Below are 26245 nucleotides of genomic sequence, written 5' to 3'. Positions count from 1 at the left end.
AATTATAACAGAGAAGCTGACCAAAAAAGAATCAACCACTTGTTAGAGGATAAGAAAGTTGAAGTCTATGGAAAGGAAATATTAAGACTTGCAGATAATTTTGGTAAAGGCTGGTTCGCACTTTTGCTGGAAGAACATATTGATCACTTGACAAGCATCCCTGATTATATTTTGGAAGCAATAGCTTTCGCAAGTCCGCATGTAAACCAGCAAACATTATTGGGAATGGCTAAATTCAGACTTTACTCCCTAAATAAACAGCCCTATAATGATAATAAGTTTGATTATCAAGGTGTCCTTGAGCAAGTTGTAAATGAAGACAACCCAAATAATGAAATTGATTTTTTTAAGGCGCAACTGCCTAATGATCAGTTAACGTCATTTATAAACCATTTGATCCTGTGACTTATGTTGGAAGGTCTGAATGAGCAGCAAAGAAACGCCGTACTAACTGAAGGACACGTCTTGTTAACAGCATGTCCGGGTAGTGGTAAAACCAGAGTTTTGGCATTTAAAGTCGCCTACGAACTCCCGAAAATTGTTGATTCAAAGAAAATGATTGTTGCCTTAACCTTTACAAATAGAGCAGCAGATGAAATAAAGAAAAGGTTGGTGAGGATGGATATTAATCCTTCTAAATTATGGGCTGGTACAATTCATTCATTTTGTCTTGAATGGATTTTAAGACCATACGCATCTTACCTCGATGAACTTAAAAATGGATTTGTGGTAGCGGATGAATACAAATCAGAGGAGCTTCTTTCAATTCTAAAGGAAGAATATGGTTTAGAATATTGGGTAAGAATCACAACAAGAAGGCTTACCGATGGATCATTCGCTGAACCTGAATTAAAATATCACCAGCTTTTGACTGAATACGATGATATTCTTAATGAGAATAAGCTGATTGATTTCGATTTAATGCTTTACAATGCTTATAAATTATTGGATATATTGCCGAAAATTGGCCAGACACTAAATAATCTATTTCATTTAATCTGTGTGGATGAGTATCAGGACACTCAAGAACTACAGTATGCCATACTTTCAAAAATCGTTGGTGTCCCAAAATCCAAGACCTTGCTATTCCTTGTTGGTGATAAAGATCAGGCGATATACGGCTCCTTAGGTGGTGTTGCCAAGACAGCTGAAGAAATAAAGGTGATGTTTGGTGGGATTGAAATAGTCGAAAAAGAACTATCAGGAAATTATAGAAGTACACAACGGGTAATCGACTATTATCGCAATTACCAAACCGCAACAATAGATATCGAATCCTTATGTGAACACGCAAGAGACAATGGTGTTATTACTTTTAACAAATCAGTACACAAGGATGATTTGGCAGAGCATGTTGCCCAGATTATTCAGGAAAATATTGATGCAGGTATTCCGGAAAGAGAAATTTGCGTACTAGCCCCACAATGGTGGTTAGTAATTCCAATGGGGAGAAAGCTAAAAGCATTACTTCCATCCGTAAACTTTGATGCAATTGGATTGTCGCCTCTTCTTAAGAACAAAGAAAATATCTGGTTCAAAATCTCTAGACTATTCTTGGTTTTACCGTCTCCCAAAATGTATCTGATTAGAAGCAGATGGGCGATAGAGTTGGTAGATGAGTTAGATGGATTAAATATCCAGATTCTTCAAAATGTAGAAAACAAGCCTAAAGGGTTTTTAAAAGTAATAAACTCCATATCCTCTGAAGAAAACGATGGCTTAAAATATTTGGAAGATTGCTTCCGGATTCTATTTCAGAAACTTGAGGTAGAGCTTGATACTTACCCCACCTTGAGGCTTCATTGGGAATACTTTTTTGAGAGTTCAAGAAAGCGGTTGGAGAATCCTGAATTTGACTACGCAAAAGACATCAACAGTTTCAGAAGATTATTCAGTCATAATTCAGGAGTGGTTGTTAATACATGTCACGGTATCAAAGGTGAAGAATTTCATACTGTTATAGCCTTCGGACTACTTCATGGCTACATTCCTAATTGGAATGAAGATGACGCTGAAAATGCCTCTAGAAAATTACTTTATGTAATCTGCTCACGAGCAAAAAAAAATCTACACTTGATATCAGAAGCTGGAAGAACAACTAAAGGAAGGCGACCATATTTAGTAACTGGGTATTTGAAACGGACTGAATACCAATATGATATACGGGGAGGATAGATTCTCTAAAAATATAGATTATGACTAAACTTAACCCCAAGGTTATTGATGATTTTTTGATTAATCTTGTGAATCCTTATGATAAATTTTTAGAGTACTTTCTTGAACTTAAAACCCCTATTTGGGATAGCACTTTAGCTGTTGGCAGGTCTATTTTTAGAGCCAGATATTCAGAACCTCTAGAAGAGTTTTCGCTTTATAGTGATTTTTTGTATCCTCCCTCATCTTCAAACTATTCAAGAATTGGAAAACCTGGAGATACGTGGTTTTATGCTTCATGTAATTATGAGGCATGCCTTGCCGAAATGCTGCCTTATTGGTTTGATAAATTCAAATTGGGATCGAAGATTAGGGTTACCTTCGGCGTCTGGCAAATTAGAAAGCCTATTAAAGTCTTTGTAATTCCAGATTTTGAATTTAAAAATGATCTCGCAATAGAAATGAGAGATAGGCTTTTTTATACGCAAGAAGATTTAGAATTTTGGAAAATCATCTCTCCATATTTTTTTGAAACCACACTGGCATCACCGAAAATTTATCAATTAACTTCTGCCTTTATAGAATCTATTTTTTTAACAAACAAAGTGGAAGATAATCTAATCGATGGCATTGTTTACCCTAGTATTCAACACAGAGAGAAGACTAACTTGGCTATATTTCCAAATGCTATTGATGATGGAAGATTGATTTTTCAATACTCTATCGATTCTATATTTCATAAGTCCTTGCAAATAAATGAGAAAGGTTTGCCAACTTATCATGGCCCCTTTAAAAGTCGAAGGGGGATTCATGAATTAACTACAAATAAGATAGTATGGGTTTAAAATTGAACTTACGGATCAAAAATCGCATGCCAAGAGATAGAGCTTGGGGTGAGATGGAAAGGGATAATTATAGCAATCTTTCTGATTCAGAAGAGGAAGGACTTTTAAAGACTGCCGAGGCGTTTTTGACAATTGGCAAGTTTATTACTAATGAATTACCCCAGCAATATAAAGATGGATCTGATTTATTGCTAAAAGAGTACGGCTGGCATTTGAGGATGGATATGTCCTTTCATGAATTAATCCCACTAGCTAAAAAAGATGATACAAGTATTGATAAATATTTTTGTAAGAGTTTACGGTGGTCTTTGTGGAGAATTAGGCGTAAGGCGATAAAAAGATTCCCTACTAGGAAACGAGCAATAAATTTAGCCTTTAAAGCCCATCGAAGAAGAGAATTTGAATTGTCTATTCCTGCTTTTCTTGTCCTTTCAGAAGGGGTATTTAGGGAATTGACTAAAGGGGACATTTTTGCAAAAAAATCTAAAGAGAAAACTTCATTTGTGGAAGTCCTTAAAAAAAATACAAATGTTATACCGTTAATACCGTATACCATTGAAGCAGTAATTAATGGAGATATAATTGGTCTCAGCTTCTCAAATGGAGATAATTTAGCTTATCCTAATGTATTACATAGAAACAAAATTTTTCATGGAGCTGATGTAGATTATGGATCTAGAGTGAATTCTTATAAGGTGGATATTCTCAATTTGAATTCATTATTGAATCGGTTTATTTAGCTTCAAGTGAAAGGATGGTTTTAATTTGATAACTGGAAATATTTTCACGCACTTTTCAGAATAGTATCTAATCCAAACGTTAAACCACCCTCTTCCCAATCCTATGCCTCTCCTTTGGACTTTCCAGATTTGTAGTCTTCAGCCATTTGATTTAATCCACTAATCCAACAGCTATCTTAAATTTTTTTGACATTTTGAAACATCAAATGCGAAGTCGATGTACTTGATTATAAAGCAAAAAGCGCCGTTTGGCGCTTTTTTATTAAAATATTCATTTACTATTCCAATGGGGTGCTGGGTAATTACCCAGCGATGTGATCATTTTTCATAGTGCTTTTTAGTTTCATTATCCTTCCTTTTTGTAGATAAATCGCTTTGCTGTCAATTGGTTTCCAACTTTAATTTGGAAATCACCTTATTGGCAAATTCAAGCTTAGCAGGAAAGAGTACTTTTTTTGAAGAGCTATTCAAAGTAGTATTCCTCTGGATTTTTATTCCAAACTTATTTGCGCCTTCTAATTTTTTCTTCTGTTTCATAGCAGTAAAGTTAATGTATTTTTCGTTTTAGTAGGGATTCTTGATAATTTTCACCGAATCAGAACACTTCCGTAACGAATTTTTCTTCCTAACCACTCAAATATCTGGACCGATTTTCTTGCTAGAACCAGCAACAAAATGATGGAAGAACCAATCAAAAATTTGAGACTCTCATCAAGTGGTCGCAAGCTGCTCACCTCAAAATACAAGGCCTTTATCTTAAAGTTATTGCATTAAACAAGGAAGCCTGACAAGGCGCCAGCGGGATAATAAAAATACCCGAGGAAATACATCATCAATGAATCCACCCAATTTTAAGCCTGGAAAATGATCGAATTATTAAAAAATACCCTGTACAGGGTATTTTTTTGATGTTTTAGATTCACGTTATTGCCACTGTTATATATCACTTGAATCTTTAAAGACCTCAGACTGTCAGAAGACAGGAACTAAACCAACTATTTTATCAATCTGGGCTTAAATCCGGAAACTTTCTTTCTTAAGCCATTCCGACCTAGATGAAGAAAATTCTTCACGCCTTCCTGTTCACAGTATTCTTTCTTCTCACTGCCCAGCTGCACGCGCAGATAGTCTTCATCACCATGACAGGAGCGAAGTATCATAAAGAATCCTTCCGCTACGCCAAAACAGGCTGGGCTTCGGATCTGGCAGCAGCCAAGAAGAAAGGTCTGACTGCCTGCTTGGTGTGTAAGCCTTCCAGTACAGAAACGGGAGAAGCCAAACCGCTTCCGGTAACTTCTGGAAGTAGTAAAGCAGAGCCAAGCAAAGAAAGCAAACCAGCTCAGGCAACATCCTCTCACTGTAAAGCCACTACTAAAGCTGGTTCCAGATCCTCAAGGAAGTCTGCTGTCGGAAGTAGTTATTGCTAGCAGCATAATGGATAAATAGGGAGAACCAATTGCAAATTGGAATGGATATTAGGGTGGAATTACAAATCCCACCTAGTCACCACGATATTTGGACTACGCTCAGAGAGGGGAAGCATGTAATTCCTTTCTTGAAATGGTTTAATTCAAAGAAAGATTGAGAAATATCACCCTGGAGAGAGTTTTGTGAAGAACTTATTTCTGAGGCTATTTTACCATGGAAACAATTTCGGTTTATAGACTATGAGTTTAAAAAGAAAATTCAGTCTCCAATAATTAACTTAGATGGAGGGGGAAAAGGAATCTTTGTGTTTGAAATTTATGATTTGGTAATAAATAATGAACAATTGCCAATTCTAAAAAAGCTCAAAGAAAGTAAATCTGATAAATTTATCTGGGTGTCAGATAACCTGATTCAATCCTTAGGTCATAATATAGAAATGAAGGAACATATCTATGAAATATCACCCCATACTAGGTATGCACAAAATCTCAAGTGGAAATAAAGATTAGTCGATTAAAATCTGTTGAGCATTTTATAACAACACTAAATTGAATAAATCATTTTTTATTGAAACCTTCTTTATTATAATATTTAATTCAATACATTTTCCATGGCTTCAAGAGCTTTATGTCTTATTGATGGAATGCCAAGCAATTTATCGAAAGAGTCTAATGCAGTCTTTTGTTCTTCACGGTATTTAAAAGGTTCGAGCCTTAGTCTGGAATATATTGCTAATACCAGAATCAATGGTTCATCGCCAAAATAGGCTTTCTTACTGATATCAACCTTCTCTGGAGTATTCATTTTTACCAATAAATTCAAACATTCTTTTGGATAAAGAGATGAGCACTCCGTCAAAAACTCCAACAGATATCTAGGATCGTTACTAAAATGGTCGGTGGAAATATATTTCCCCATGAAGTTGTAAAGTTCTCCAAAGTTTTCAATTTTAAAAACTCTTAGTACTAGCCCAGAAAATTCGTGAGAAAGATCGAATTCGGCATGTGACAAACATCTTTCCAAAACTTGCATTGATCGATGATCAACTACACCATCTCTAATCAAGAAACTTTCTGCTACCTCGATGGCACATTCTATCGCTTTTCGGCCCAGCCCCATAAAATGGTCATACATTTTGAAATCATTAATATGCTCAAAGACCCAACTATTTACAAAGAAGTAGCATTTACCATATAATTCCTCGTGCAATAGCATTTCTTCAAAATAGAAACCCATCCTATCATGAAACCTATTGTTAAAATACTGCGCAGGATTGATAGAGTTTTTTATAACATCTGAATCTTTCTGGGCGATAAGCTGCTGAAAAATAGCGAAGGAACGTTCTATATCAAAATGGTTCAGGTAAGCAAGGTGAGACATCACACCTGCCAAAATTGTTGTCGATGGGATATTTTTTAGATCAATAACGAATTCAATTGTAGATAGCACCTCCTCCTTAAAGTTTGGATAATCAAACAGGTAAAACAAGTTATTAATTGCCGACCCTCTTGGTGTATTGATGAAATCTGAAATCGGATGATTAGGGTTCAGCACATCATCTCTATACGCTTCCGATCTGGCGATGACAATCAAAAAGTCTTTGATATCCTTAGTGACCTGCTTTGTATCGATTAGGTATTTGATGTGCCAAGTAGCATACAGAGTAAATTCTCTGTTTAAGGATAGCTTAATTTCCCTCCTAACAAGGTCTGCGACCTTCTCAGGATCATGTTTTGCCTTGATCAATGCAGATATGCCATAAGAGATGTAACTATAAGATATACCCTCCTCATTAAATAATTGCCCAATAAAACCACAGAAATGTTCTGGACGCTTTTCCACTACGCTTTCAAAAGATCTCGAATGCTCGAGAATACCACCCTTGAAAAAATCTTCAGATTTAAAATCCTCATTAATCTTCCCCATACTTTTCAGCCAGGCATCAAAGCTGAATTTGTTAAAATTCGCATTCGATAATGGTGATCTTACACCCCCAAACCTACTTTTGTTCCTATCTAATGCTTTATTATGATCGATTGGTCCAAAACGTCTTTCTAACACAAGGTATAATTGCTTCAGCTCACGATCATTTTCCAGAACTTTTTCCGGAAGTGCCTTTAAAAACAAGTATTTTTTTCGGCCGATGTTCAGGCTGAATTTCTTCTTGCCATTTTCTTCATCTTTCCATATCTCATAGGGATGGGTAATATTTAGCAGTAGTTTTTTAACCCTTTGGTACTTCGCTAGATCAAACAGGGATATGGCTTTAGCAATCATTCTGCGAATGTTTAGCTGAAAAAAATCATCTACCCCCATCAGACCATTCTTGGTTTCGATTGTCACCAGCAGTTGGTAGATTTCCTCAATAAATTCCATAGCCCTATCCCGTATCAATTTTGTTAGAAGGATTAGTAAAGGAATGTAGTTGGTCGAAGAATATTTTTGGAAAACCTCTTTAAGTTCACTTCGTTCGCACGTACTATAATATTTGAGTAGGTAAAAATCTATCGATTTTTCATCTCCACTGTCTTTATAAAACAGCCCGTTATCGAGCTGATAGGAACCTAGCAGTTCAGAGGTAATTCCTAAATACTCAGAATAATAGGCGTGTTTTGTTTCTTCCAGAATTTCTAATTGAACAGAGAATAAGAATTCAGCGGTTCTTTGAGGGTTTTGTTGATACAAGTTGTCAATAATTCTTTCAAAGCGATGGTCGAACCGAAAACGTTTAGTACGACTTTTGGACTTCAAAATTACTGGTTTGAGCTTTCCAAATACATATTCAAGATCAAAAGGTGCTATTTTTTTTAGGGTCTCGAAATACCAAAGTTCCGTATTCTTATCGTATGGAAAGTAGTTGTCAAAAAAGGGTAAAAGTTTGGTATTCCAGTTTTTGACGTTCGGTATAATGTTCGCAATTAGTTTATTTTTTTCTTCAAACTTGCAATTTTCTAAATTATCCAAAACAAGCTTTGCATTATGATTGATGTTGCGGTAAAGAATACTGTATACATCATTTTGACTGCTATTAAGCAGAACATTTGAAATAAAAAACTCGATCCAACCTTTAGAATTGAACAAGTCAAGAAACAATTTTCCATATTCATTCGCTAGCATATCACATACCAGCTCTTTCTCCTTCTGCGATGGAATTTCTACAAGTCCAAGTTCCAGTATAAATAAATATTTGATGTGATACCTGATCTGATCGTGATCAATTATTTTTTTATAGAGTTCTATATATTTTTTATGATCATCCTCCCTAAGGTACTCAATAACGGTTTTGATCAAAGACCTGATATACAGGTTCTGGCCTTCCTCAAAAATATAGTCGATTAAATTTCTGTCGGAGATTACGAACCATCGAGCCAAGTAATACTCATAAAATGATTGATGAAAGAAAGAAAGTTTATTTCCGTTCTGCACCAGGATTTCATGTGATACTAGATAACCTATTTCTGCTTTGAATTCTTCGAGATACTTCAGCTGAATTAGATTTGGATGTTGTTCGTACATCCTTTTCACAATTGCATTTAGGCAGTCGACGAGCAAAAGTTGCCTCTGTGCCATTACTTGACTCCATAATTCGGAATAGAGTTTAGTCAATGATATCCTGGACTGGCTCTGCAAAAGGTGCTCCAAATTTGGAATTTTTGTGAAGAGTTCAAGATTATAAGGTATCGAAAGCAGTTCGATCAGAAGTTTACTTTTTGTTTCGAGGTTAAGTAGCTTTAAAATGTTTGTTACTTCCTTCTCAGACAAATTTCCAACCTCAATCTGCTTGATAACTTGTTTATCATTGAATTTTCTCAGATCGGCATCGTAATCAAGATCGAAACTCCTGGTTGAGATTATAATTCTTGCATTTGGCAGCTTGAGCAGTTCCTGAATAAGCTTTATATATGTCTGCAGCCATCTCCTGTCCGTTGACAATGTTTGGGACAGTGCGTCTAGTTGGTCAAGTACAACTACAAATTTCTCACATTTGTCCCGTAGTGCGTTAAAAAGTTCATTGAATGATTCTAAATCGGTAAACAACTGTTTAGAAAGGCCGTTCAAATTGACATCATAAAACTGGTCACACTTGATTGCAAGGACAACACATTCGTTTTCATTTGCCAATTGACAATAGACATCATGAAGAACTGTTGTTTTACCAACGCCTTTTTTACCTTTTACGACAAGCATCTTTTCTAAAATTGCCCTGCCAGGCAGGTCCCTCTTTACCCATGTTACAATTTCCTCGACTGCTTGCCTCCCTACATGGGCAAGCTTATCCTTCGAAAAGTAATTTTTGAGGTTCCTAACGTAGTTCGAAGCAGACAAAATTTCCTGATTCAGGTCAAACTTTTTTCCGACTACAGCGCTGCGAATCTCGCGTACTGCAATTTTGATTTCTATCTCAAAGGCTTCATCATACAGGCCGAAAGTTTTTAATTCATCGATAAGATCGGCTCCATCCATAAGTTCGATGCAATCATTTGTCAACCCAAAGGTTTTCATTTGTTTGTTTTTCCAACCTGCCCACCATTTGTGCTCTTGAATGCTCAACTTTCCCGGGACACAGAGTATCCAATTGCTGACCTGAAAATCAGCTGAACTTATAGCAGTTGTAAACGATTTCCTTATTTGTGCTTTTTGGGATTCCTCAATGCCATTAACAAAAAACTTGCACTGGATTACCTTTATCGGCTGATTTTCGATATCACCCATAAACACATCGACTCCACCGTCACCGATGTTAACCCGTACCGATTTCACGAATTCCCCTTTAAATTTATGTTTGAATACCCTGGTACAGATTTCTTCAAATTTACTGCGGGCACCAGCTGTTTTGTATCTATTGACAAGGGATATCCATTCGTCCATCATATATGTGTATAATTGGTTAAATCCCAAAATTGTATTGGAAAGAACCTTCACAATAGACTTGTAATTGCTAATAGGGAGGTTTACTCAAAAATAGTCAATTCTATAAAAAAAGCGTAAAAATGATTTAAACACTGTTCTTTTGTCGTAAAATCAATATTCATTGTTAAGTCAAGCATTTTAAACCCTAAGTTCACGATCGCATGGGAAATACAAAAAACCTGGAAGATTTTCGGTTAAACAAGTATTTGGCACCGCATCTAGCGTGGCAAAAGTATGGGCCTGATAAGGCGGTTGAGATGTCATATTCTATTTATGCTATCCACGCTTTTTACAGTACGATGGAAGATATCAAAGATCTGGAACAGCAAGACTCCTTTGTTAATAATGGCCGCAGATCGAATGTCTCTATAGCCTTATGGTTTTTAGCCTTGGAATCTTTTATTAATTGTATTTGCAAAATTATCTGTTTACGGCAAGATCAAAATTTCACAAAAGACCTGAGAACGAAGTCCATTGGTAAACGACTAGGATTCTTGTTTAATACTTTTGAGGTTGAGGGTGAAGCAATGCGAAAATCTGGGTTAATCTCCCGTGTGAATGAATTCATGCAATTTAGAAATGAGATTTTTCATGACAGGAACATTGGCGAGGATATTCATTTTCATAAGACTAACTTCTCACCACGACCGTTTTTCAGCAATCAAGTAGACGTATTTCAGTCGCTATTAATTTTTATAGAGGTTTCCTACGGGTTGCGCTATGTAATCAATGGGTTGGATCTGATGGCTAATGTATCTATTGGCAAAAGTGAACTGCTGATTTTCGAAAAACTCGATAAATTGTACAACACGTTCTTGAAATCTTTTTTAATACAGGTACTTGCAAAACATGAACTGACCACAAGCCTAAATCTAGATATCGAACATTATTATCAGCCTGCGCCATATAGTAACACCTTTTTCGAAATTGGAGAAGTGCTTCCAGTGTTTCAGAATCAGCAACAATCTGATTTTATATATCCTCTCAATAAGGGAAAAACAGCAATTGGTACCGGTCTATATGCGGGTTTAATCGCGGCTTCAGGTAAGCCTAATGGTCACTACGATAGCATGAATTTTATCCTTGACTGGCCAAAAATGTATTCTGATAGCCAAGAGATTAGAAAAAACAGGTGAAACTCGAATTCAAATTTTCATACTGTTCTATTGGTAATTTGAAATTTTATTGATTTTGCTTTTTAGTTGACAAAGGTTCAACCAATAATATTTTGTAATCAAATTTATTTTGAGAAGGCTCACCATCCTTTTTGGTCAATTCATGTCATATGTCATATAAATACTCATTCAATTTGCTTCCCAAACTACCTTCATCTCCACTTGGTCACTATTTATTGTTAGAATTACCCTCACTTCAAATCCTGACACACATAATCCAGCATTTCACATGGATCGGCACCAATGGCTTTCGCAATAAGATAGAGCTCATTTGCCCGAAGGTGCGCTCCTTGATTTTTTGTAAGCTCAGTGAGCCGCTGTGGCATTACTCCTATTTTTCTTGCCACATCTGATTTATTTATTGATCTATTCTCTAGATACTCTCCAAGTCTTGTCATTTTCATTATTTATGAAATAAATATATGATATTCTGTCGAAATAGGAAGAAAAAACTTAATTTGGTTATTGTGTATTCAGAAAAAATGAATTAAATTTCAGAAATTATGAATATTGAAGAGCGTAACAAAGGTGACACTCAGGATTTAAAGGATTTAGTCCTGATTCCAAAAGAGCAGGTTGATCAGTTTAGTAATTCCTTACTTCGGATTTTGGAATCGATTGACCTTGAAAAATGCGATAGGGTACAGCGAGAAGATGTGAAAAATATCTACAGGCTGTTGACTTACTTTTTTAAAGCAGAACCAAAATGAAAGAAACAGATTTCACTCCTTATGTATTGCCTTCGCTGAGAAGGTTAAAGATAGTTTCCTCCCGAGGAATAGGAGCTATGATCTGCTTTTTAGTACCAGAGCAAATCGGCATCACCGCGGTAGATCGCCTGTATCCACTGAAGCCCAAGAATCCGATTTAAAACTTAACACAATGTTCTCCCTGATTGCCTCGCCGCGGTGAGCTACCTCAACAAATCAGGAGTGTCGCTATTCTCAAACCTATGACGTAGCCCAAAAGGGCATGGTGGAAATACTCGCTATTTCTGATTCTTACTAGTTCTATTATTCCATTCACTTTAAATCACATTGGCATGAATTGGATTACTCAAGATTTCATTACTTCCATGCCTACCGCAATCGGTAGTAGGAAAAACTTACCCTCTAGTCTTTCGGTCAAGCAGCTGCAAAAGAACCTGATCGAAAACCCTACCTAATCCTATTTTTTATCTCTGATTGCTCCCAAAGGCATTTCCATTTGCTGCAAGGGACTATCCATACTAATCAGAGATTGACGACACTGATGGAGATCATCTGCTGCAGCGGATCAACAGCTCCATTACTTCATTTATTTCTTATTCATTCATTTGCTGGACTACTGATTTTCGGTGGGGTGGAAGGGGTTTGTCTTGTTTGCAGGCTTACTTCATCATTCGCGATTCGTCATTCACCATTCATTATTAATGGATTACACGAATGAGACTGTCGCGGGTCGTGCCTCACCTCGCAGTGACGGTAACCCTCATCTGGCATCGGTCACCGGACATCCAGCAACTAACAATCTCAAAGCATGAAATGCCTGAAGCAGGATAGCTATGTCTAAACCTATAGCATCTGAAGGCATTCCATGAGGCCATTAAAAAACAATTAAAACACTCATGAAAAAATTCATACTCACGTGCTTCCTGGTATCAATATACCTATATGGAAGCGCACAAAGTAAAGTTGCGGAGTCACCTCCGGGGCAGGATTTGTTTTATCGCCCCGGCCTGTATGCCGGTAACCGACCAGCAGAATTAGCTGTACTCGATACGGAAGCAGAATTCCACGGGCAGGAGAGCGAAAGCTCTTCTGCTCAGCAGGAGGTGGTTCTGATCTATGGGGAGATAATCAATCCAGATTCTCTTGGAAGCCTTACCATAATATTCAGCGAAGGCTTTCTGCCAGAGGGCGAAGCTATGGTTGATTCTACCTTACTGGTACAGCTGGATCATGGGACATTCTTTGATGGTGTATTGGATCCCAGAGTTCAAAAATTCCAGACTCATATTCCCGTTGAAAGTGACTATGCCCGGCTTATGTTCAAAATAGGGGAACGCACAGTTTTTAAAGATATGCTTGTGTTTCCCGGTGACAGTATCAAAGTAGGTATAGACCTGCAACAATTCAGCGTTGTTTTCGACGGGCCACAGGCATTTTGGTTCGAAGTCCAATATACTCTGCACAGAGCATTGATTGCCAATCAGTTCAGTCAGGCTAGGGTTTTACTGGAAAACGACCGGGATGAACTTTTGGACCAGAAGGATTTTAGGGCTCAGTTGGAACTGCAGGAATCCGTTTTTGGGTCCAGAATAGCTATTTATGAATTTGGGAAGGATGGACTTGACCTTGAACTTTCCCTGTTGATGGATTCTTCTATCAATAGGATTCCCGGTTGGCTAGTACTTCAGACATTCCATAAGCACATCCCTGAAGAAAGATTCAGGTTATTGCAATCCCAGCTGATCGGATCCTACTACGCAGAGCATTTGGCTACCTTCAGACAGTATCACCATGGTATGCCCCTGGCACTGGGTGACTCCCTCTCCGCATCCCATGCAAAGCAGGTGCTTCCAGAACTCTTGGCAAAACTTGATAAAGATCTAAAAACTTCCCTTCAACTAGGACTGAGTCCAGGAGCGTTGGATTTGGCCAGAGAGTGGATCTATTCTGAAAAAATTTTACGGGAAGAGCCACTTGAAGTGTTGATTGCTGAGAAATACGCATCCCCAATCGAAGAGAAAATCCTTTACTCTGCTTTTCTGAAAATTGCGGAAACGTCACAGCTATCATCTGATACGTGGAAGGTATATCAAAATTATTTAGAGGGTAGCTCTGTTGAAAAAGAATTCAATGTGCTGAAATCCACTTTTGAGCCTGGGAATTATCTGGCAAAGGCTACATTCCACGATTTGAATGGGAAGAAACTCGTTTTGGAAGACTTCACAGGAAAACCTACGTTACTCTATTTTTATTTCTCCGGCTGTACTCACAGTGGCAATTATTTCCGCAATTACCTTCAGCCATTTTATCGGGAGATGGGTGATAAGCTGGGACTGCAGGTCATCGCAGTGTCCGTAGATAATGATTCTGATTTATGGAAATCCCAGCTTTCTACTTATTCCAGCAAAGAGATTGTCAATCTCAATTTCCCTAATGAGAGAGCTGCTGATTGGCTCAGGCAATACCGGGTGTATGGTTATCCACGATCCATGCTATTGGATAAAGAAGGCAAAGTCCTGTCATACATACTTGATGGTAAAGATTACTCCGAATTCAGTTCCAATATAATTAGCCTGCTAAAGAATCAGCATACAAATGAAAATCAAATAGTCCACTAATGAATACATAGCTATGAAAAAAACAATACCTATTTTAATTGCCCTTCTGTTCTCAGGATGGACATGGGCACAGCAGACCACGTCATATACTCTGATAGGAACTGTCGCACACAAGGCAGATACCAGCCCACTGCCCGGCGTTAATGTACTCCTCAAAGGTTCATCAATTGGTACAGTTACTGATCTGAATGGTGAATTCGAGCTGGATCTTTCATCTGGTGAACACCTCCTTACCTTTAGCTTTATCGGCTACCTATCCCAAGAACTCTTGGTGACAATCCCTGCCTCAGGAGAACTAGTTGTTCTTTTGGAAGAGGATACCCAAACATTGGCTGAAGTGACTGTAGTCTCCACCGGTTTTCAGGAACTGCCTCTGGAACGTACCACGGGTTCCTTTGTCCATGTGGACCAAAAGTTATTGAACAGGAAGGTCAGCACGAATATCCTAGATAGACTGGAAGATGTCACACCCGGACTGATTTTTAATCGAGACAGAACTGACTTGCAGCCAGGAGAGAGTATCAGTATTCGCGGTAATTCCACCTTACTTGCTAATCTTAATCCCTTGGTCGTAGTTGATAATATGATCTATGACGGCCCTGTGGAAAGCCTTAATCCCAATGATGTGGAAAGTATCACCGTATTGCGCGATGCAGCCGCGGCCTCTATCTGGGGCGCACGGGCAGGAAACGGCGTGATAGTTATTAAAACGAAAAGGAGTGATTTCTATCGCCCCTTACAGGTAAGCGTAAATTCCAATGTTACTGTAGGTCAATCTTTCAATTCCTATTATCAGCCCCAGATGGGGATTTCAGAATTCGTGGACGTAGAACGACGACTGTATGATCAGGGATATTACAGATACCGGTATGACAGCTATGACAATCAGGACGTTTCCCCTGTCATCGAAACCCTCTATGCAGCAAAATCAGGCGATATCTCTTCCGCTGAACTTGAGTCTAGACTATTACAATACAGATCAGCAGATGTACGACAGGATCTTCAGCGTTATTTCTACCGTCCCAGTATTAATCAGCAATATGCCGTAAGTCTTTCCGGAGGGTCAAAAGCATATTCCTATCTGGTTTCTATGGGTTATGATGATAATAGAGAGACCCAGGTGGGACAGGATCGAAATAGGTTGACTTTAAATACCCGACAACAATGGGGATTTTGGAAAGAAAAAGTGGAATTGGAGCTGGGAACGTATTTAATATCAAATAAAGAATCCAATGGTTCTCCTGATCTGGGTTCACTGCATCCCTATGATTTTTTGCATGACCAATCAGGTAATTCCCTGCCTGTCATCAGAGATTACAATCCTCGGTTCAAAGCAGATGCGCTTGGGCAGGGTGCACTAGACTGGGATTACTATCCCATTGACGAAATTGGGCTATCGCCACATATGGGAAAAGATATTGAAGCTAGAATCAATATTAGAGCCAGCTTTAGTATCGTGGATGGAATCAGGCTGGAGAGTAACTATCAGTTTTGGCAACGAAGTGGTTCACAGCAGCAGGTAAACGGTCAGGATTCTTATTTTTCAAGGAATCTGGTCAACCTTTATTCTACCCTTCTAGAGGGAACTACTCCTGTATACGGTATCCCGGTCGGAGGCATTATGGATTTGACGGAGTATAGGGGATTCAGCCATACGTGGAGGACCCAATTGAATTTCAACAAAAAGATCGGCGAAATCCATGAGCTTAATGGATTGGCAGGATTCGAGATGAGGGATTTACAGAACAATTCCAGCCAAAACAGATTTTACGGATTCAATCACGAAACGGGGATCTCTCAGGCAGTTGATTATGTCAGTTTCTTTCCCCAGTTAAATACAGGTTGGGGCTATCAGGTTCCTTTTGGACAAAGCACATCAGGAAGTATCAATAGGTTTACATCCTTATTTGCGAATATTGGCTATACCTACAAGGACAAAATTCTTGTTACCGGTTCAGCAAGGTCTGATGCATCCAATCTATTTGGTGTCAGTACCAATCAGAGACGGGTTCCTCTCTGGTCCGCTGGATTGGGATGGATACTTTCTGAAGAAAAATGGATTGGTGCATCATGGGTTGACTTTTTAAAACTGAAAGCAAGCTATGGATTCAATGGAAATACAAACCCCTCTGCTACGGCCTTCACGACAGGCAGGTTGTTTGGATCAAACACCAATCCATGGGTAGGTGAACCATGGATGAGTTTGTTAAACCCTCCAAATCCACAGCTGAGATGGGAAAAAATCAAAATCATAAATATGGGTCTGGAATGGGAACTTTTAAGGGGACGAATCTCAGGCACACTGGAAGGCTATAGAAAGGAAGGAAAGGACTTATATGGAATACAGCCATATTTTCCTTCCTCAGGCAATCACACCGTTACACGGAATTATGCTAATACTATGACCCATGGTTTTGACATTAATATTTCTGGGAAAATCATAGAGGGAAAATTCAATTGGATCACTACTTGGTTCCACTCCATGGTAAAGGAAAAAGTTACGCATTACAACAATGTGCCCAACCCTCAAAATGTTGCTTCCTATTCCTCTGGCAGATCGGGACTACTACCTGAGCCAATGGAGGGAGAGCCTCTATATAGTATAGTCAGTTATCCTTTTGAAGGGTTGAATCCCGATGATGGAAGCCCAATGGGATTGTTGAACGGTGAGCCAAGCACCGATTATGCAGCAATCCTTAACCAGACCAAATTGGAAGATTTGGAGTTTCATGGTTCTGCCATACCTACAAATTTTGGGGCATGGAGAAATCAGCTTGCATGGAAAGGCTGGGAATTCTCTGTGAATCTTTCCTACAGGATGGGCTATTACTTCAGAAGAGAGACCGTCAATTATACTACGCTGAATAGGGGGAATATAACCCATGCGGATTATGAAAGGAGATGGAAGAACCCGGGCGACGAACTCATCACCCGGATTCCTTCAGATCCACTGAACGTAAATGAAACAAGAACTACATTCGAATTGGTCAATTCCAGTCAGGTTAGGAAGGGGGACCACATCAGGCTTCAGGATATACAAGTGGCCTATACATTCCAAAAAACCTCCGATTCAAATCTTCCTTTCGAATCTTTAAGAATATACGGATATGCCAATAACCTGGGGATCCTATGGAAATCTGCCAAAGATGTGGTTGATCCGGATTTTCGAAACATTCAATCACTTAATACATACTCAATTGGTTTGAATATTCAGTTTTAATCTTTCGGAGAGGGTAAAAGGAAGCGTGTGAAAACAGTACAACTTTCTTCATAAGGATAAGGGATATAAACCCATACATGCTTTCCGGTAGCTGGTTACTACCACCCTCTCCGAAAAAAAAATAATAATGCTATGAAAAAGAAATATAATGCGATTGTAATATTCATGTTGATGCTTAGCACAGCATGCGGGGATTTCTTGGATGCCAAGCCGGAGCTTTCACTCGTAATCCCGGAAGAGCTCAATGAATACCAAGCGATCTTGGATGCAGAGCCAAGACAAATGAACTATGCCCCAAAAATCCCACTACTCGGAGCTGATGAAATGGAACTGGGCGAAGGGGCAATTCCTTGGATGACCCAGGAAGAGCTAACTGCTTATCAATGGGAAGGTGACTATTATGCTGTAAATGATTATGGTGTGGACTGGACTTATGGGTACCAGCCAATCTACTATGCAAATGTTGTGATCGACGGACTTCGGGATTTTAAACCTGAAAATGAAGCAGAGCGAAATCTGGCCATGGTTTTGGAAGCTTCCGCAAAATTCTACAGAGCTTGGAGCCATTTTCAACTAATGCAGGTATATGCTCCTCCCTATACGCCTGGAGAGTTAGAACAGCCGGGGATTCCGATACGACAATCGGCTGATATTAATGTGGCAACAGATATATCAACTCAGAATGACGTTTATTTATTCATTATGCAGGATCTTGAGAAAGCTTATGAAGGTCTCCCAGAAATGCCCGATCGGAAAACCAGACCTTCAAAATGGGCAGTGGATGCTCTTAGGAGTAGGATATATATTCAGATGCAGAATTATAGCAAAGCAGCAGAAGCCGGAAGCCGTGCTTTGGAGTTGAACAACGATCTCATGGATTTTAAAACAATTAGTCCAAAGGGTGCCTATTATTTTCCAAGATTCAACCAAGAGGTAATATTTCATGCAAACCAAGCTTCAACCGGATTTACTTTTGATCGTCAGCAATGGGTTGATTCAGAGTTATTTTCGCTTTATGATTCCACCGATTTAAGGAGATCAATCTTTTTTAAGGAGAGCAGGACACCCGGGAAATTCAATTTTGTTTCCAGATATTCAGGAGATTATTTTGACTGGGGAGGGCTGGCCGTAGATGAAGTGTTATTGGACAGGGCTGAAGCATTAGCTAGGATTGGGAATGATAGCCAATCACTGGCAGATCTGAACTACCTGCTCATAAATAGATACAAGGGCAACTTTGTTCCGCTTGATCTCAAAGGTTCAGAACTGATGACCCGGATATTGCTTGAACGGAGGAGGGAACTTTTGTTTCGAGGAATAAGATGGATGGATCTACGCCGCCTAAATCAAGACCCCAAATTTGCGGTTACATTAAAAAGAATGGTTTATGGTAAAGAAAAAATATTGCTTCCCGGCGGGAGTGGTTATACTGTACCCATCCCTGAAAGGGAATTGGAAAATAATCCAGCATTTAATTAAAAAAGGCGGGAAGCAATCTTCCCGCCCCATACCTTAAGGCATGTTGTTCTTGAAAATTCCTGTTTTCACAACAGGGGCACTTGTATTTGGTGCCTCACGGGTACATGCTTGAGGATCCAAATTACATTGATAGGTAGTTGGACCAGGAGTCAATCCCGTAACATCAATCCAGTTGCTTCCGGAAAGCCCATACTCAGGAATTGGAGGACTTGTAAACGCAAATGCTGCAAAGGCAGCAAATACGAAAGCGATTATGGGCAGTTTGCCCGCTAGTTTGTTCATAATATGTCCTGTTTTTTAACGAATCAAAAACAGGTGAAACCGTTTACTTGCCTCAAAAGAGGCCGGGTTGCTTGCCTACTCTGTATAAGGGTTTTCGGCATCTCCCTGTGGAGGATCATCGGCAATAGCTTGTCTCTTAGCCCAGGCTATCAAGAGAAATGAAACTCTTTTAATTCGATATTTTTTGGGGTGGGGAGCTTACAGCACTCCCTGCCCTCTTAATTACAACTTGTATATTAGTTTGTATTGGATTGTCTTATGTAATGAGTTGCATTACCCTTTGATTGCTTAATAGTTGGGGGCTCTTTGGAGTCCCCGCTTTTATACATTAATTCTGATAGTTTTTTAGAATTTTAAAGTCGATGTCCTAAATTGAGCTTCTCCTCTATCAAGCCATATGCCGGTCATACTCAAGAGTATAAATGCTATATTCAAGAAGTAGTGGGCTTCCCACCCTAAACTCTCCATAATCCCCGCACAATTGCATGGCACCCTAGGAAAAGCTCCCACCCAAATCAATCCAACATAAGTGGTAAATACCGTCAGCAGTAGGATGCTTCCTAGGTATCCCCACCATCTGGTGATCGAAAAGAACAGGAGCAAGGCAAGAAGCATCTCAGTGATAGGTATTGCATAAGCCAGTACCTCTGCCAGCTCTGCAGGAAAGGTCTGGTTATGAAATGCTTTGCGGCTCGATTCAAATCGGATCAGTTTTTCAAGACCTGTGTAAGTCCAGAGGAGAATTAACATAGAAGAAATTATTTTGTCCATCGCTAATTTGAAAACGGTTATATATGGCAACAAACGAGACTGCACCTTATCCATGTGGAGAGGGTTGGGTGAGGTAGAAAACCTTACGGCTCACCTCCCAGCGGATCAGTGTCTCAAACCCGGTGTTAGTCCACAGTAAAATCAATGGAAATGATACCAGCCTAGTCATAAAATATTCAGATTTAACTAAATGAAAATTAAACCACTGATTGATATTTCTCTAGGACAATTGTCGGAAACAGAAATTTAACACTTCAAAAACCGACATTTATCGGTTTTTTCACTTAACCCTTTAAAAATTAGGTCTAGAATTTTGAAAAGTTAATTTCTTAAGATTAGATTTCCCTCGCTGATTTAGTTCAGTGCGTTCTAACAAGTATCCAATGACCGCTTTTTTTCCTCTCTGAATAATTGAAGTTTTTAATTAAATATATGAGGCATGGAACCAAAATTTTTGAGCCAATTGATCAGGGATTATGATCAGTTGCTGAAGCTTCCCTGTGAAGCTTACGAGTGGGTTTTGCCACACCTAAAGCAGATAAATCTGAAAAGAGGAACTGTCATCAAGAAAAGTGGGAGTGTAGATATGGCAAGCAGGTACTTATGTGAAGGTTTTATAGGATCATATAAACCTATTGGCGAGAGATTGATGCTTTCTGCAATATACAAACTCTCTGATACAGTTTTTGATGAGAGCTCCTTTCGAACAGGCATTGCCAGCAATACGGTTTTAAAAACTATATCGAAGGTGATATTTATGGAATTCCCACAGGAAGTAGAAATTAATCTCTTAGATACACACGCTTCATTGGCATCATTGGCACACAAAGTTGCTCATCGGATAATGGAAAGAAACGCTCGTGTCTACCAGATATCCAAATTGGGACTTTCCCATGGGTATGAAGTTCTTATGAAGGAATTTCCGGGATTGGAAGCTGAGATCACCAATTCAGACCTTGCCTCTTTTTTCGGTGTACATAACCGTACAGTTGAGCGATGGAAACATAATTTAAAGAGGCATGATCATGAATAAATCTGAATTTTACTCTGCTCTACATCTTCATACGCCACACTTGGATTCTGAAGTTTTACTCTGGGCTTGGAAAGCTGGGTTGTTTGAAAATCCCGCCGAACTGGAACGCTGCAGACTTCAGAAGATCAATTGGTTTGCCGGATATCTTTTTCCTAAAGAAGAACCTGAAATGCTTGAACTGATCATGAAGTTTTTTCTCTGCTTGTTTTTGCTTGATGATCTTCTGGACAAAGATCCAAATTCCGGTTCTATAGATTTTCTGGAAAGACTGAAACTTAAAAAATCCTTCACTGGCGATGCACGTCTTCAGGTGCTGGGAAGCAACTTGCTTCATGTGCATAAATTAATTGAAAAACCAGTTTCGTCTGTTTGTTGGAGCGAGTTGTGGCAAAAATCTTGGGAAGAATATGTGGTAGGACTTCAATGGGAATTAAGAAACAAAGCCAATAGGGTTCGGCCCTATCTGGAAGAATACCGATACTACAGGCCTTTTGTCTCTGGGGTTTTTCTGGCAACCACGCTGCTCAGAAATGACACCCATCTGGATGACTGTGAATCGGCAACGCTGGAAAACTTTGTAGCAAGATTCATATGCCTGTCAAATGACCAGGCTTCTTTTGAGAAGGAAAAAAGCATCGGTGACTTTCATAATGAATTGATATTGATGGAGGAAGCTTTGGGAGATGCTGTTCAGTTATGGGCTCACAATGAGATCCAGAGTATTCAATTAAAGATTTTTGAATTTGTACAGCAGGACAGATCAACTTCTGCAAATTGCCAACAGTGGTTTGAAAGTCTTTTTTTAATGGTAGGAGGATGTTTGGCATGGTCAGCCGAAACTTCCCGATATGTGAATTATATCAACGGTAGTGTGAGTAGCGACTAAAAAAAGGAGGACGCCATGATAAAGAAACGAATTGTGATTTATCCAAAAGATGTGGTTCAGCTCACTGGAAGAAGTGAGCGCTATGCCCAGGTATTGATGCATAAGGTTCGCGTTTACGTCAATAAAGAACCCCATCAGTATGTGACAGTAGAGGATTTTTCTGTCTTCTCGGGTATTCCCGAGGAAGTGATCAGAACCTACCTGATATAGCAGCATTTCATTATAAGGTACCCGTTCTCAACCAGCAAAATCTCAGATAAACAGTAATGCTATACATACCCTCAAAACCTATGCATCTACGATGCTCCTACGATGCAAGTCCGATGCATCTTCGATGATTGATCGTAGATGCATCGGAGATGGTACGTACATGAACAGTCTTTGATACGCGGTTAAGCCCTTTAGAGAAAAGAGTAGATTACTGGAACAGGAAGGTATGTTAATCCAATAAATAACCAGAACAATAAAGCGATGGCAAAAGTAACAGATGAGTTGATGGGCGGATTTACCGGGAAGGTGGGGAATCTGCTGTTTTATAAAGTAAATGGTCAAACGTTGGTTCGAACCAAGCCCGGAGCTAGTTCTGGAAAAATTACTCCATTGCAGACCTTCCATCAGAAATCCTTTGGATTGGTGCAGTACTTTATGTCACCTATAAAAAAGGAACTTGCTATAGGTTATGCCGCCTATGCCAAAGGCGCTAAGCGGGGAATTGACCGGGCAAAAAGCCTTATGCTGAAAAATGCAATCTATCCATTAGATGGTGAACCTGTGTTGTTACCTGAACGGGCACTTGTTTCATCTGGAGAGCTAACCAGAGCTAAAGGAGCGCTTCTATCTGTGCTGGAGGCAGGTAAATTCAGGATAGACTGGGAACCAAATAGTTGGGATGGATCCGCCAGAGATTCTGACAAAACATTTGTGGTGGTATATGACACTGTGGCACGGAGGGTTTTCAGTCTTCAGGGTAATAAATACAGAAAAGACGGGAGTTTGGAGGTAACATTACCCTGGTTGCTAGTAACCCCTGTTGCAGATGCATCAAAAGTGTTTGTTTATTTTTCGTTTTATTCTGAGCGTTCCGGGAAAATAGCGTTTTCTGATTCTGTTTGTTTGGGAGAAATTTAGATGGAATGAGTTCAGATTTCTAATGATTTTTTTAAGGTGATATGTATACATCCTCCTTGCAGGATAGTTCACTTCATCACTATTTCTCTGCGCCGTAGGATAATATTTACTTGATTCTTCTTCCAGGGAGTATAACCCTGGGTTACAAAAATGCCGTCCCGTTGGCACTTTCTGTAAAGTGGTATTTCGCATTAAGGCTGACACTCATTATTGATTTTCTAAAGATTCATTTTATTGCCCAACACATTCTCCCCTTTAGGAGTCGGGGGTCGCCACGCGTTTCGAGCCAGCACAGCAAATTTCGATATTCAACATTCATCTTTCGACATTCTTAATTTTAAATTTTTACATTTTAAATTTTCAAATCACGTCTCTCCTTTAGGAGTCGGGGGTCGCACCTTGGTTCTAATTCTCATTTCCATTCCTCGGCAAGACCATTCAATTCTCACCAGATCTCTGCGCCGGAGGCCAGTATTTACTTTATTCTTCTTACCCCGGGTTGAAACCCCGGGTTACAAAAATGCCGTCCCTATGGGACTTTTACCAATCAGGCTAGAATGGTGTCATTTTGCTACCGATTGAAAGGATTGGAAATGCGCTGACATGACCAGAGTGTACTTCATCTTTTTATCCTTAAATAAGAATAGAAATACTATTTCCGATGGGTACGAACAAACCGCACATTCAATTGAACACCAGTTAGATAAGTGTGAATTTTCCTGCATGTTACACTTAAAATCCATATACAAATGGCAAAACAAGCAGGAGTAATTACACTAAACGGAAAAGTAGGAAGACTCTCTTTCTACAAAACCAAGGACGGGTATTTGGCCCGTGAAAAAGGAGGGGTGAGCAAGAGCAGAATCATGAACGATGCTCGCTTTGCACGTACCCGTGAAAATCTGAAAGAGTTTGCAGACAATGCCACATCGGCCAAACTCTTTAGAGATGCGCTGCGTCCGGTGATCGCAAAAATCGGTGACAGGAGACTGAACCTGAGAATTACCCAGGTGATGATGAAGGTGCTTCAATCAGATCTGGTCAATAATCGTGGCGAGCGAATGGTGAGAGCAGGAGACTGGAACCTGTTGAGGAACCTGGAACTAAACCTGGGCAGTTCGCTGGGCAGTACCTTGTTTTTGGAAATAGGATATGCCGATTCCCCGGCTTCGTGGGGCGTGAGTATCCCTGCCTTTATACCTCAGGATTTTGTGGCGGTACCAAAAGGTGCCACACATTTGAGGATTACAGCTTTGGGTGTTGGCTTGGATTTCACTACAAGCGGAAGAGCAGTTCAATCGGCAATTTCCAGCTTGCTTCCTGTTATCGATCCGGCTGCGGCAATTAGTCTTTCTGTGGATAAGGCGTTATTGTCTGGCACTCACCGTGCCTTTATCCTGAGTGTTGAATTTGTCCAGATGGTCAATGGCAGTGAGTATTCCATTAACAATGGAGCGCACAATGCTGCCAAGATCGTAGGGTTAGAGCAGCTCTAAGATGAGACTGGTACTTCACCGAAAGTACAAAGCAAGCATTACACTTGGGAGATTACTTCTCGGGCAGAAGCAACTTTGCTTTACCAGGGAGGCTCCCAAAGCATGCTTTCATACTGGGACAAGCTGCATTGAAGAGGGCATCTACGAACTCGAACCCATACATTCCGAAGCAACCGGCTGGGAAATAGGCTTTGGCGGTTATGGGAAAATCTCCAAGTTCCCAGGTGCAGGGCTGTTAGAGTCGAATTCCATTTATCCGGTTACCAGCTATCGGGCAGATGGTACGCCTTTGTTTACAAAACTGGCATTCCTCAAGCTGATGGAAAGGCTTGAAAGAGAATGGGAGCGGGGAGAAATAGTTGAGCTTCAGCTCATTTCAGAACGAGTTCCTTATCTCTTGGAATCATGTCTGGAGCAGAACTATTGCTAAGTCTGGCGGGAGGAATTATTATGCTCCTCCTTTCTGTCATCGCCTACTTCCTGAAGCTTTTGATTCAGGATTCGAGGCAGATGAATATCGAAATATCCCGATTGAAAGAGTCGGTTATAAGACTGGAAGCAGAACAGGTGCTGATGAAGTCAATCCTTCAAAAAAGCTCAAAATCAACTTCTAGATCCAGGACACTCAAATGGGATTGAATCAGTTAGTAGTATGCGTCATTGCGAGAAAAAGCACACGACGATAAGAAAGTGGTTTGACGAAGCAATCTCATTGAAATTAGTACTCATTATTCAGAGACTGCTATGCTCAGCTCGCAGTGACGGTTGCAAGACTGCCGCCGCTCGTACCTCACCTCGCACTGACGGAACTAACAAGAAACAACTGACAACCAAGAATTAAGACGAACAACTAACAAATGAACATACTAACAGAAGTAAAAGAGCGGGCACTGGCCCCTACACCGCCGTTTTTCCAGAAAGTGAAAAAGGCCGGCTTGATCATAGCAGCAATTGGTACTGCCGTATTGACTGCACCTGGACTTGTACCTGCCATACTGCTTGCCTATGCGGGGTATGCAGTAACAGCAGGAACTGTCCTAGTAACTATTTCTCAGTTGACCGTCGATGATGGTGCTTTTGAGAATAGGTTGATGAAGTAAAGAAGATCAGCTTATTTTGTCAAACCGGAGGGGATATTTCTCTCCGGTTTTTTTTGTTGAAGAATGTAATTTGTATACATATGCTGTAAGTTAGAATTATCATAAGCCCAACTATCCTTCGAGCTTTTGTTAAACTCGAAGGTTTTAATTCAAATTCTTGTTTTCGCTACAGTTTTTAACTGCATTTGTCGGATGGCAGGTCTTCGCTTCCATCAACAAAAACCTCATTTCCATTCCTCGGTACAATTCTTCTTTTTCTAATTGACATT

Annotated in this window: 26 protein-coding genes; 21 read left to right on the top strand and 5 right to left on the bottom strand. The window is 39.6% G+C overall.

The genetic code is table 11. The features are described 5' to 3' along the window. The 4 genes from BVH04_RS23725 to BVH04_RS23710 all read left to right on the top strand — a co-directional run. Positions 1–405: hypothetical protein (locus BVH04_RS23725; protein ID WP_205635922.1), on the top strand; the 405-nt coding region annotated here is incomplete at its 5' end. 3 nt (positions 406–408) lie between these two features. Further along, a complete protein-coding gene (locus tag BVH04_RS23720; RefSeq protein WP_086543946.1) occupies positions 409–2175 on the top strand; it encodes a UvrD-helicase domain-containing protein in 1767 nt (588 codons plus the stop codon). A 20-nt stretch (positions 2176–2195) separates the two neighbouring features. Beyond that, complete coding sequence (locus BVH04_RS23715) at positions 2196–2999, top strand: RES family NAD+ phosphorylase (protein ID WP_086543945.1); 804 nt, start codon at positions 2196–2198, stop codon at positions 2997–2999. Then, a complete protein-coding gene (locus BVH04_RS23710) occupies positions 2990–3739 on the top strand; it encodes a hypothetical protein (RefSeq protein WP_086543944.1) in 750 nt (249 codons plus the stop codon). The genes BVH04_RS23715 and BVH04_RS23710 overlap by 10 nt, the downstream gene beginning before the upstream one ends. Positions 3740–4120: 381 nt before the next feature. Here BVH04_RS23710 and BVH04_RS25630 read toward each other — a convergent pair whose 3' ends face one another. Further along, positions 4121–4276, bottom strand: coding sequence for a hypothetical protein (locus BVH04_RS25630; RefSeq protein WP_169714505.1), 156 nt, complete (start codon positions 4274–4276; stop codon positions 4121–4123). A gap of 518 nt (positions 4277–4794) precedes the next feature. On the opposite strand from BVH04_RS25630, the gene BVH04_RS23705 reads away from it, so the two are divergent. Next, entirely contained in the window at positions 4795–5166 is a 372-nt protein-coding gene (locus BVH04_RS23705; protein WP_086543943.1) for a hypothetical protein, read from the top strand. Positions 5167–5327: 161 nt separating this feature from the next. Then, positions 5328–5669: an SMODS-associated NUDIX domain-containing protein gene (locus BVH04_RS26760; protein WP_205635923.1), complete on the top strand. Its 342-nt coding sequence runs from the start codon at positions 5328–5330 to the stop codon at positions 5667–5669. 89 nt (positions 5670–5758) lie between these two features. Here the strand turns inward: BVH04_RS26760 and BVH04_RS23695 are convergent, their stop codons facing one another. Then, a complete protein-coding gene (locus BVH04_RS23695; RefSeq protein ID WP_086543941.1) occupies positions 5759–10039 on the bottom strand; it encodes an NACHT domain-containing protein in 4281 nt (1426 codons plus the stop codon). Between the two features lie 200 nt (positions 10040–10239). On the opposite strand from BVH04_RS23695, the gene BVH04_RS23690 reads away from it, so the two are divergent. Then, positions 10240–11214 carry a hypothetical protein gene (locus BVH04_RS23690; RefSeq protein ID WP_086543940.1) on the top strand — a complete coding sequence of 325 codons (975 nt, stop codon included), beginning with the start codon at positions 10240–10242 and terminating at the stop codon, positions 11212–11214. Between the two features lie 230 nt (positions 11215–11444). Here the strand turns inward: BVH04_RS23690 and BVH04_RS23685 are convergent, their stop codons facing one another. Then, positions 11445–11657: a helix-turn-helix domain-containing protein gene (locus BVH04_RS23685; RefSeq protein ID WP_240511051.1), complete on the bottom strand. Its 213-nt coding sequence runs from the start codon at positions 11655–11657 to the stop codon at positions 11445–11447. Between the two features lie 99 nt (positions 11658–11756). Between BVH04_RS23685 and BVH04_RS23680 the strand changes: the two genes are divergently transcribed. The 6 genes from BVH04_RS23680 (at position 11757) to BVH04_RS23665 (ending at position 19280) form a co-directional block, all read left to right on the top strand. After that, complete coding sequence (locus tag BVH04_RS23680; protein ID WP_086543939.1) at positions 11757–11963, top strand: hypothetical protein; 207 nt, start codon at positions 11757–11759, stop codon at positions 11961–11963. Then, positions 11960–12124: a hypothetical protein gene (locus tag BVH04_RS25620; RefSeq protein WP_169714504.1), complete on the top strand. Its 165-nt coding sequence runs from the start codon at positions 11960–11962 to the stop codon at positions 12122–12124. Before BVH04_RS23680 ends, BVH04_RS25620 begins: the two co-directional genes overlap by 4 nt. A 171-nt stretch (positions 12125–12295) precedes the next feature. Beyond that, positions 12296–12418: a hypothetical protein gene (locus BVH04_RS26420; protein ID WP_262481387.1), complete on the top strand. Its 123-nt coding sequence runs from the start codon at positions 12296–12298 to the stop codon at positions 12416–12418. 441 nt (positions 12419–12859) lie between these two features. Then, entirely contained in the window at positions 12860–14581 is a 1722-nt protein-coding gene (locus BVH04_RS23675; RefSeq protein ID WP_086543938.1) for a TlpA family protein disulfide reductase, read from the top strand. A gap of 13 nt (positions 14582–14594) precedes the next feature. Next, a complete protein-coding gene (locus BVH04_RS23670; protein ID WP_086543937.1) occupies positions 14595–17801 on the top strand; it encodes a SusC/RagA family TonB-linked outer membrane protein in 3207 nt (1068 codons plus the stop codon). 132 nt (positions 17802–17933) lie between these two features. Further along, the gene (locus BVH04_RS23665; RefSeq protein ID WP_086543936.1) at positions 17934–19280 is read left to right on the top strand and encodes a RagB/SusD family nutrient uptake outer membrane protein; all 1347 of its coding nucleotides are present in this window, start codon (positions 17934–17936) and stop codon (positions 19278–19280) included. Between the two features lie 33 nt (positions 19281–19313). Here BVH04_RS23665 and BVH04_RS23660 read toward each other — a convergent pair whose 3' ends face one another. Both BVH04_RS23660 and BVH04_RS23655 read right to left on the bottom strand, forming a co-directional pair. Beyond that, the gene (locus BVH04_RS23660; RefSeq protein ID WP_086543935.1) at positions 19314–19562 is read right to left on the bottom strand and encodes a hypothetical protein; all 249 of its coding nucleotides are present in this window, start codon (positions 19560–19562) and stop codon (positions 19314–19316) included. Between the two features lie 345 nt (positions 19563–19907). Next, positions 19908–20387, bottom strand: a complete 480-nt coding sequence (locus tag BVH04_RS23655) for a MauE/DoxX family redox-associated membrane protein (protein WP_240511050.1) — start codon at positions 20385–20387, stop codon at positions 19908–19910. 385 nt (positions 20388–20772) lie between these two features. Between BVH04_RS23655 and BVH04_RS23650 the strand changes: the two genes are divergently transcribed. The 8 genes from BVH04_RS23650 (at position 20773) to BVH04_RS23615 (ending at position 25976) form a co-directional block, all read left to right on the top strand. Next, positions 20773–21366 carry a cyclic nucleotide-binding domain-containing protein gene (locus BVH04_RS23650; RefSeq protein WP_086543934.1) on the top strand — a complete coding sequence of 198 codons (594 nt, stop codon included), beginning with the start codon at positions 20773–20775 and terminating at the stop codon, positions 21364–21366. After that, complete coding sequence (locus BVH04_RS23645) at positions 21359–22252, top strand: terpene synthase family protein (protein WP_140160655.1); 894 nt, start codon at positions 21359–21361, stop codon at positions 22250–22252. Before BVH04_RS23650 ends, BVH04_RS23645 begins: the two co-directional genes overlap by 8 nt. Before the next feature lie 15 nt (positions 22253–22267). Continuing rightward, positions 22268–22462: a hypothetical protein gene (locus BVH04_RS23640; protein WP_086543932.1), complete on the top strand. Its 195-nt coding sequence runs from the start codon at positions 22268–22270 to the stop codon at positions 22460–22462. 261 nt (positions 22463–22723) lie between these two features. Beyond that, positions 22724–23380 carry a DUF6266 family protein gene (locus tag BVH04_RS23635; RefSeq protein ID WP_086543931.1) on the top strand — a complete coding sequence of 219 codons (657 nt, stop codon included), beginning with the start codon at positions 22724–22726 and terminating at the stop codon, positions 23378–23380. A gap of 749 nt (positions 23381–24129) precedes the next feature. Then, positions 24130–24876, top strand: a complete 747-nt coding sequence (locus BVH04_RS23630) for a hypothetical protein (protein ID WP_086543930.1) — start codon at positions 24130–24132, stop codon at positions 24874–24876. A gap of 1 nt (position 24877) precedes the next feature. After that, entirely contained in the window at positions 24878–25306 is a 429-nt protein-coding gene (locus tag BVH04_RS23625) for a DUF5675 family protein (RefSeq protein WP_086543929.1), read from the top strand. Next, complete coding sequence (locus BVH04_RS23620; RefSeq protein ID WP_086543928.1) at positions 25282–25515, top strand: hypothetical protein; 234 nt, start codon at positions 25282–25284, stop codon at positions 25513–25515. Before BVH04_RS23625 ends, BVH04_RS23620 begins: the two co-directional genes overlap by 25 nt. Before the next feature lie 218 nt (positions 25516–25733). Then, positions 25734–25976, top strand: a complete 243-nt coding sequence (locus tag BVH04_RS23615; RefSeq protein WP_086543927.1) for a hypothetical protein — start codon at positions 25734–25736, stop codon at positions 25974–25976. The last annotated feature ends 269 nt before the right edge of the window (positions 25977–26245 follow it).

The sequence above is a fragment of the Algoriphagus antarcticus genome (assembly GCF_002150685.1).
GTDB lineage: Bacteria > Bacteroidota > Bacteroidia > Cytophagales > Cyclobacteriaceae > Algoriphagus > Algoriphagus antarcticus.
The sequence above is the reverse complement of the archived record's forward strand: the minus strand, read 5'-3'. Positions and strand labels throughout refer to the sequence as shown.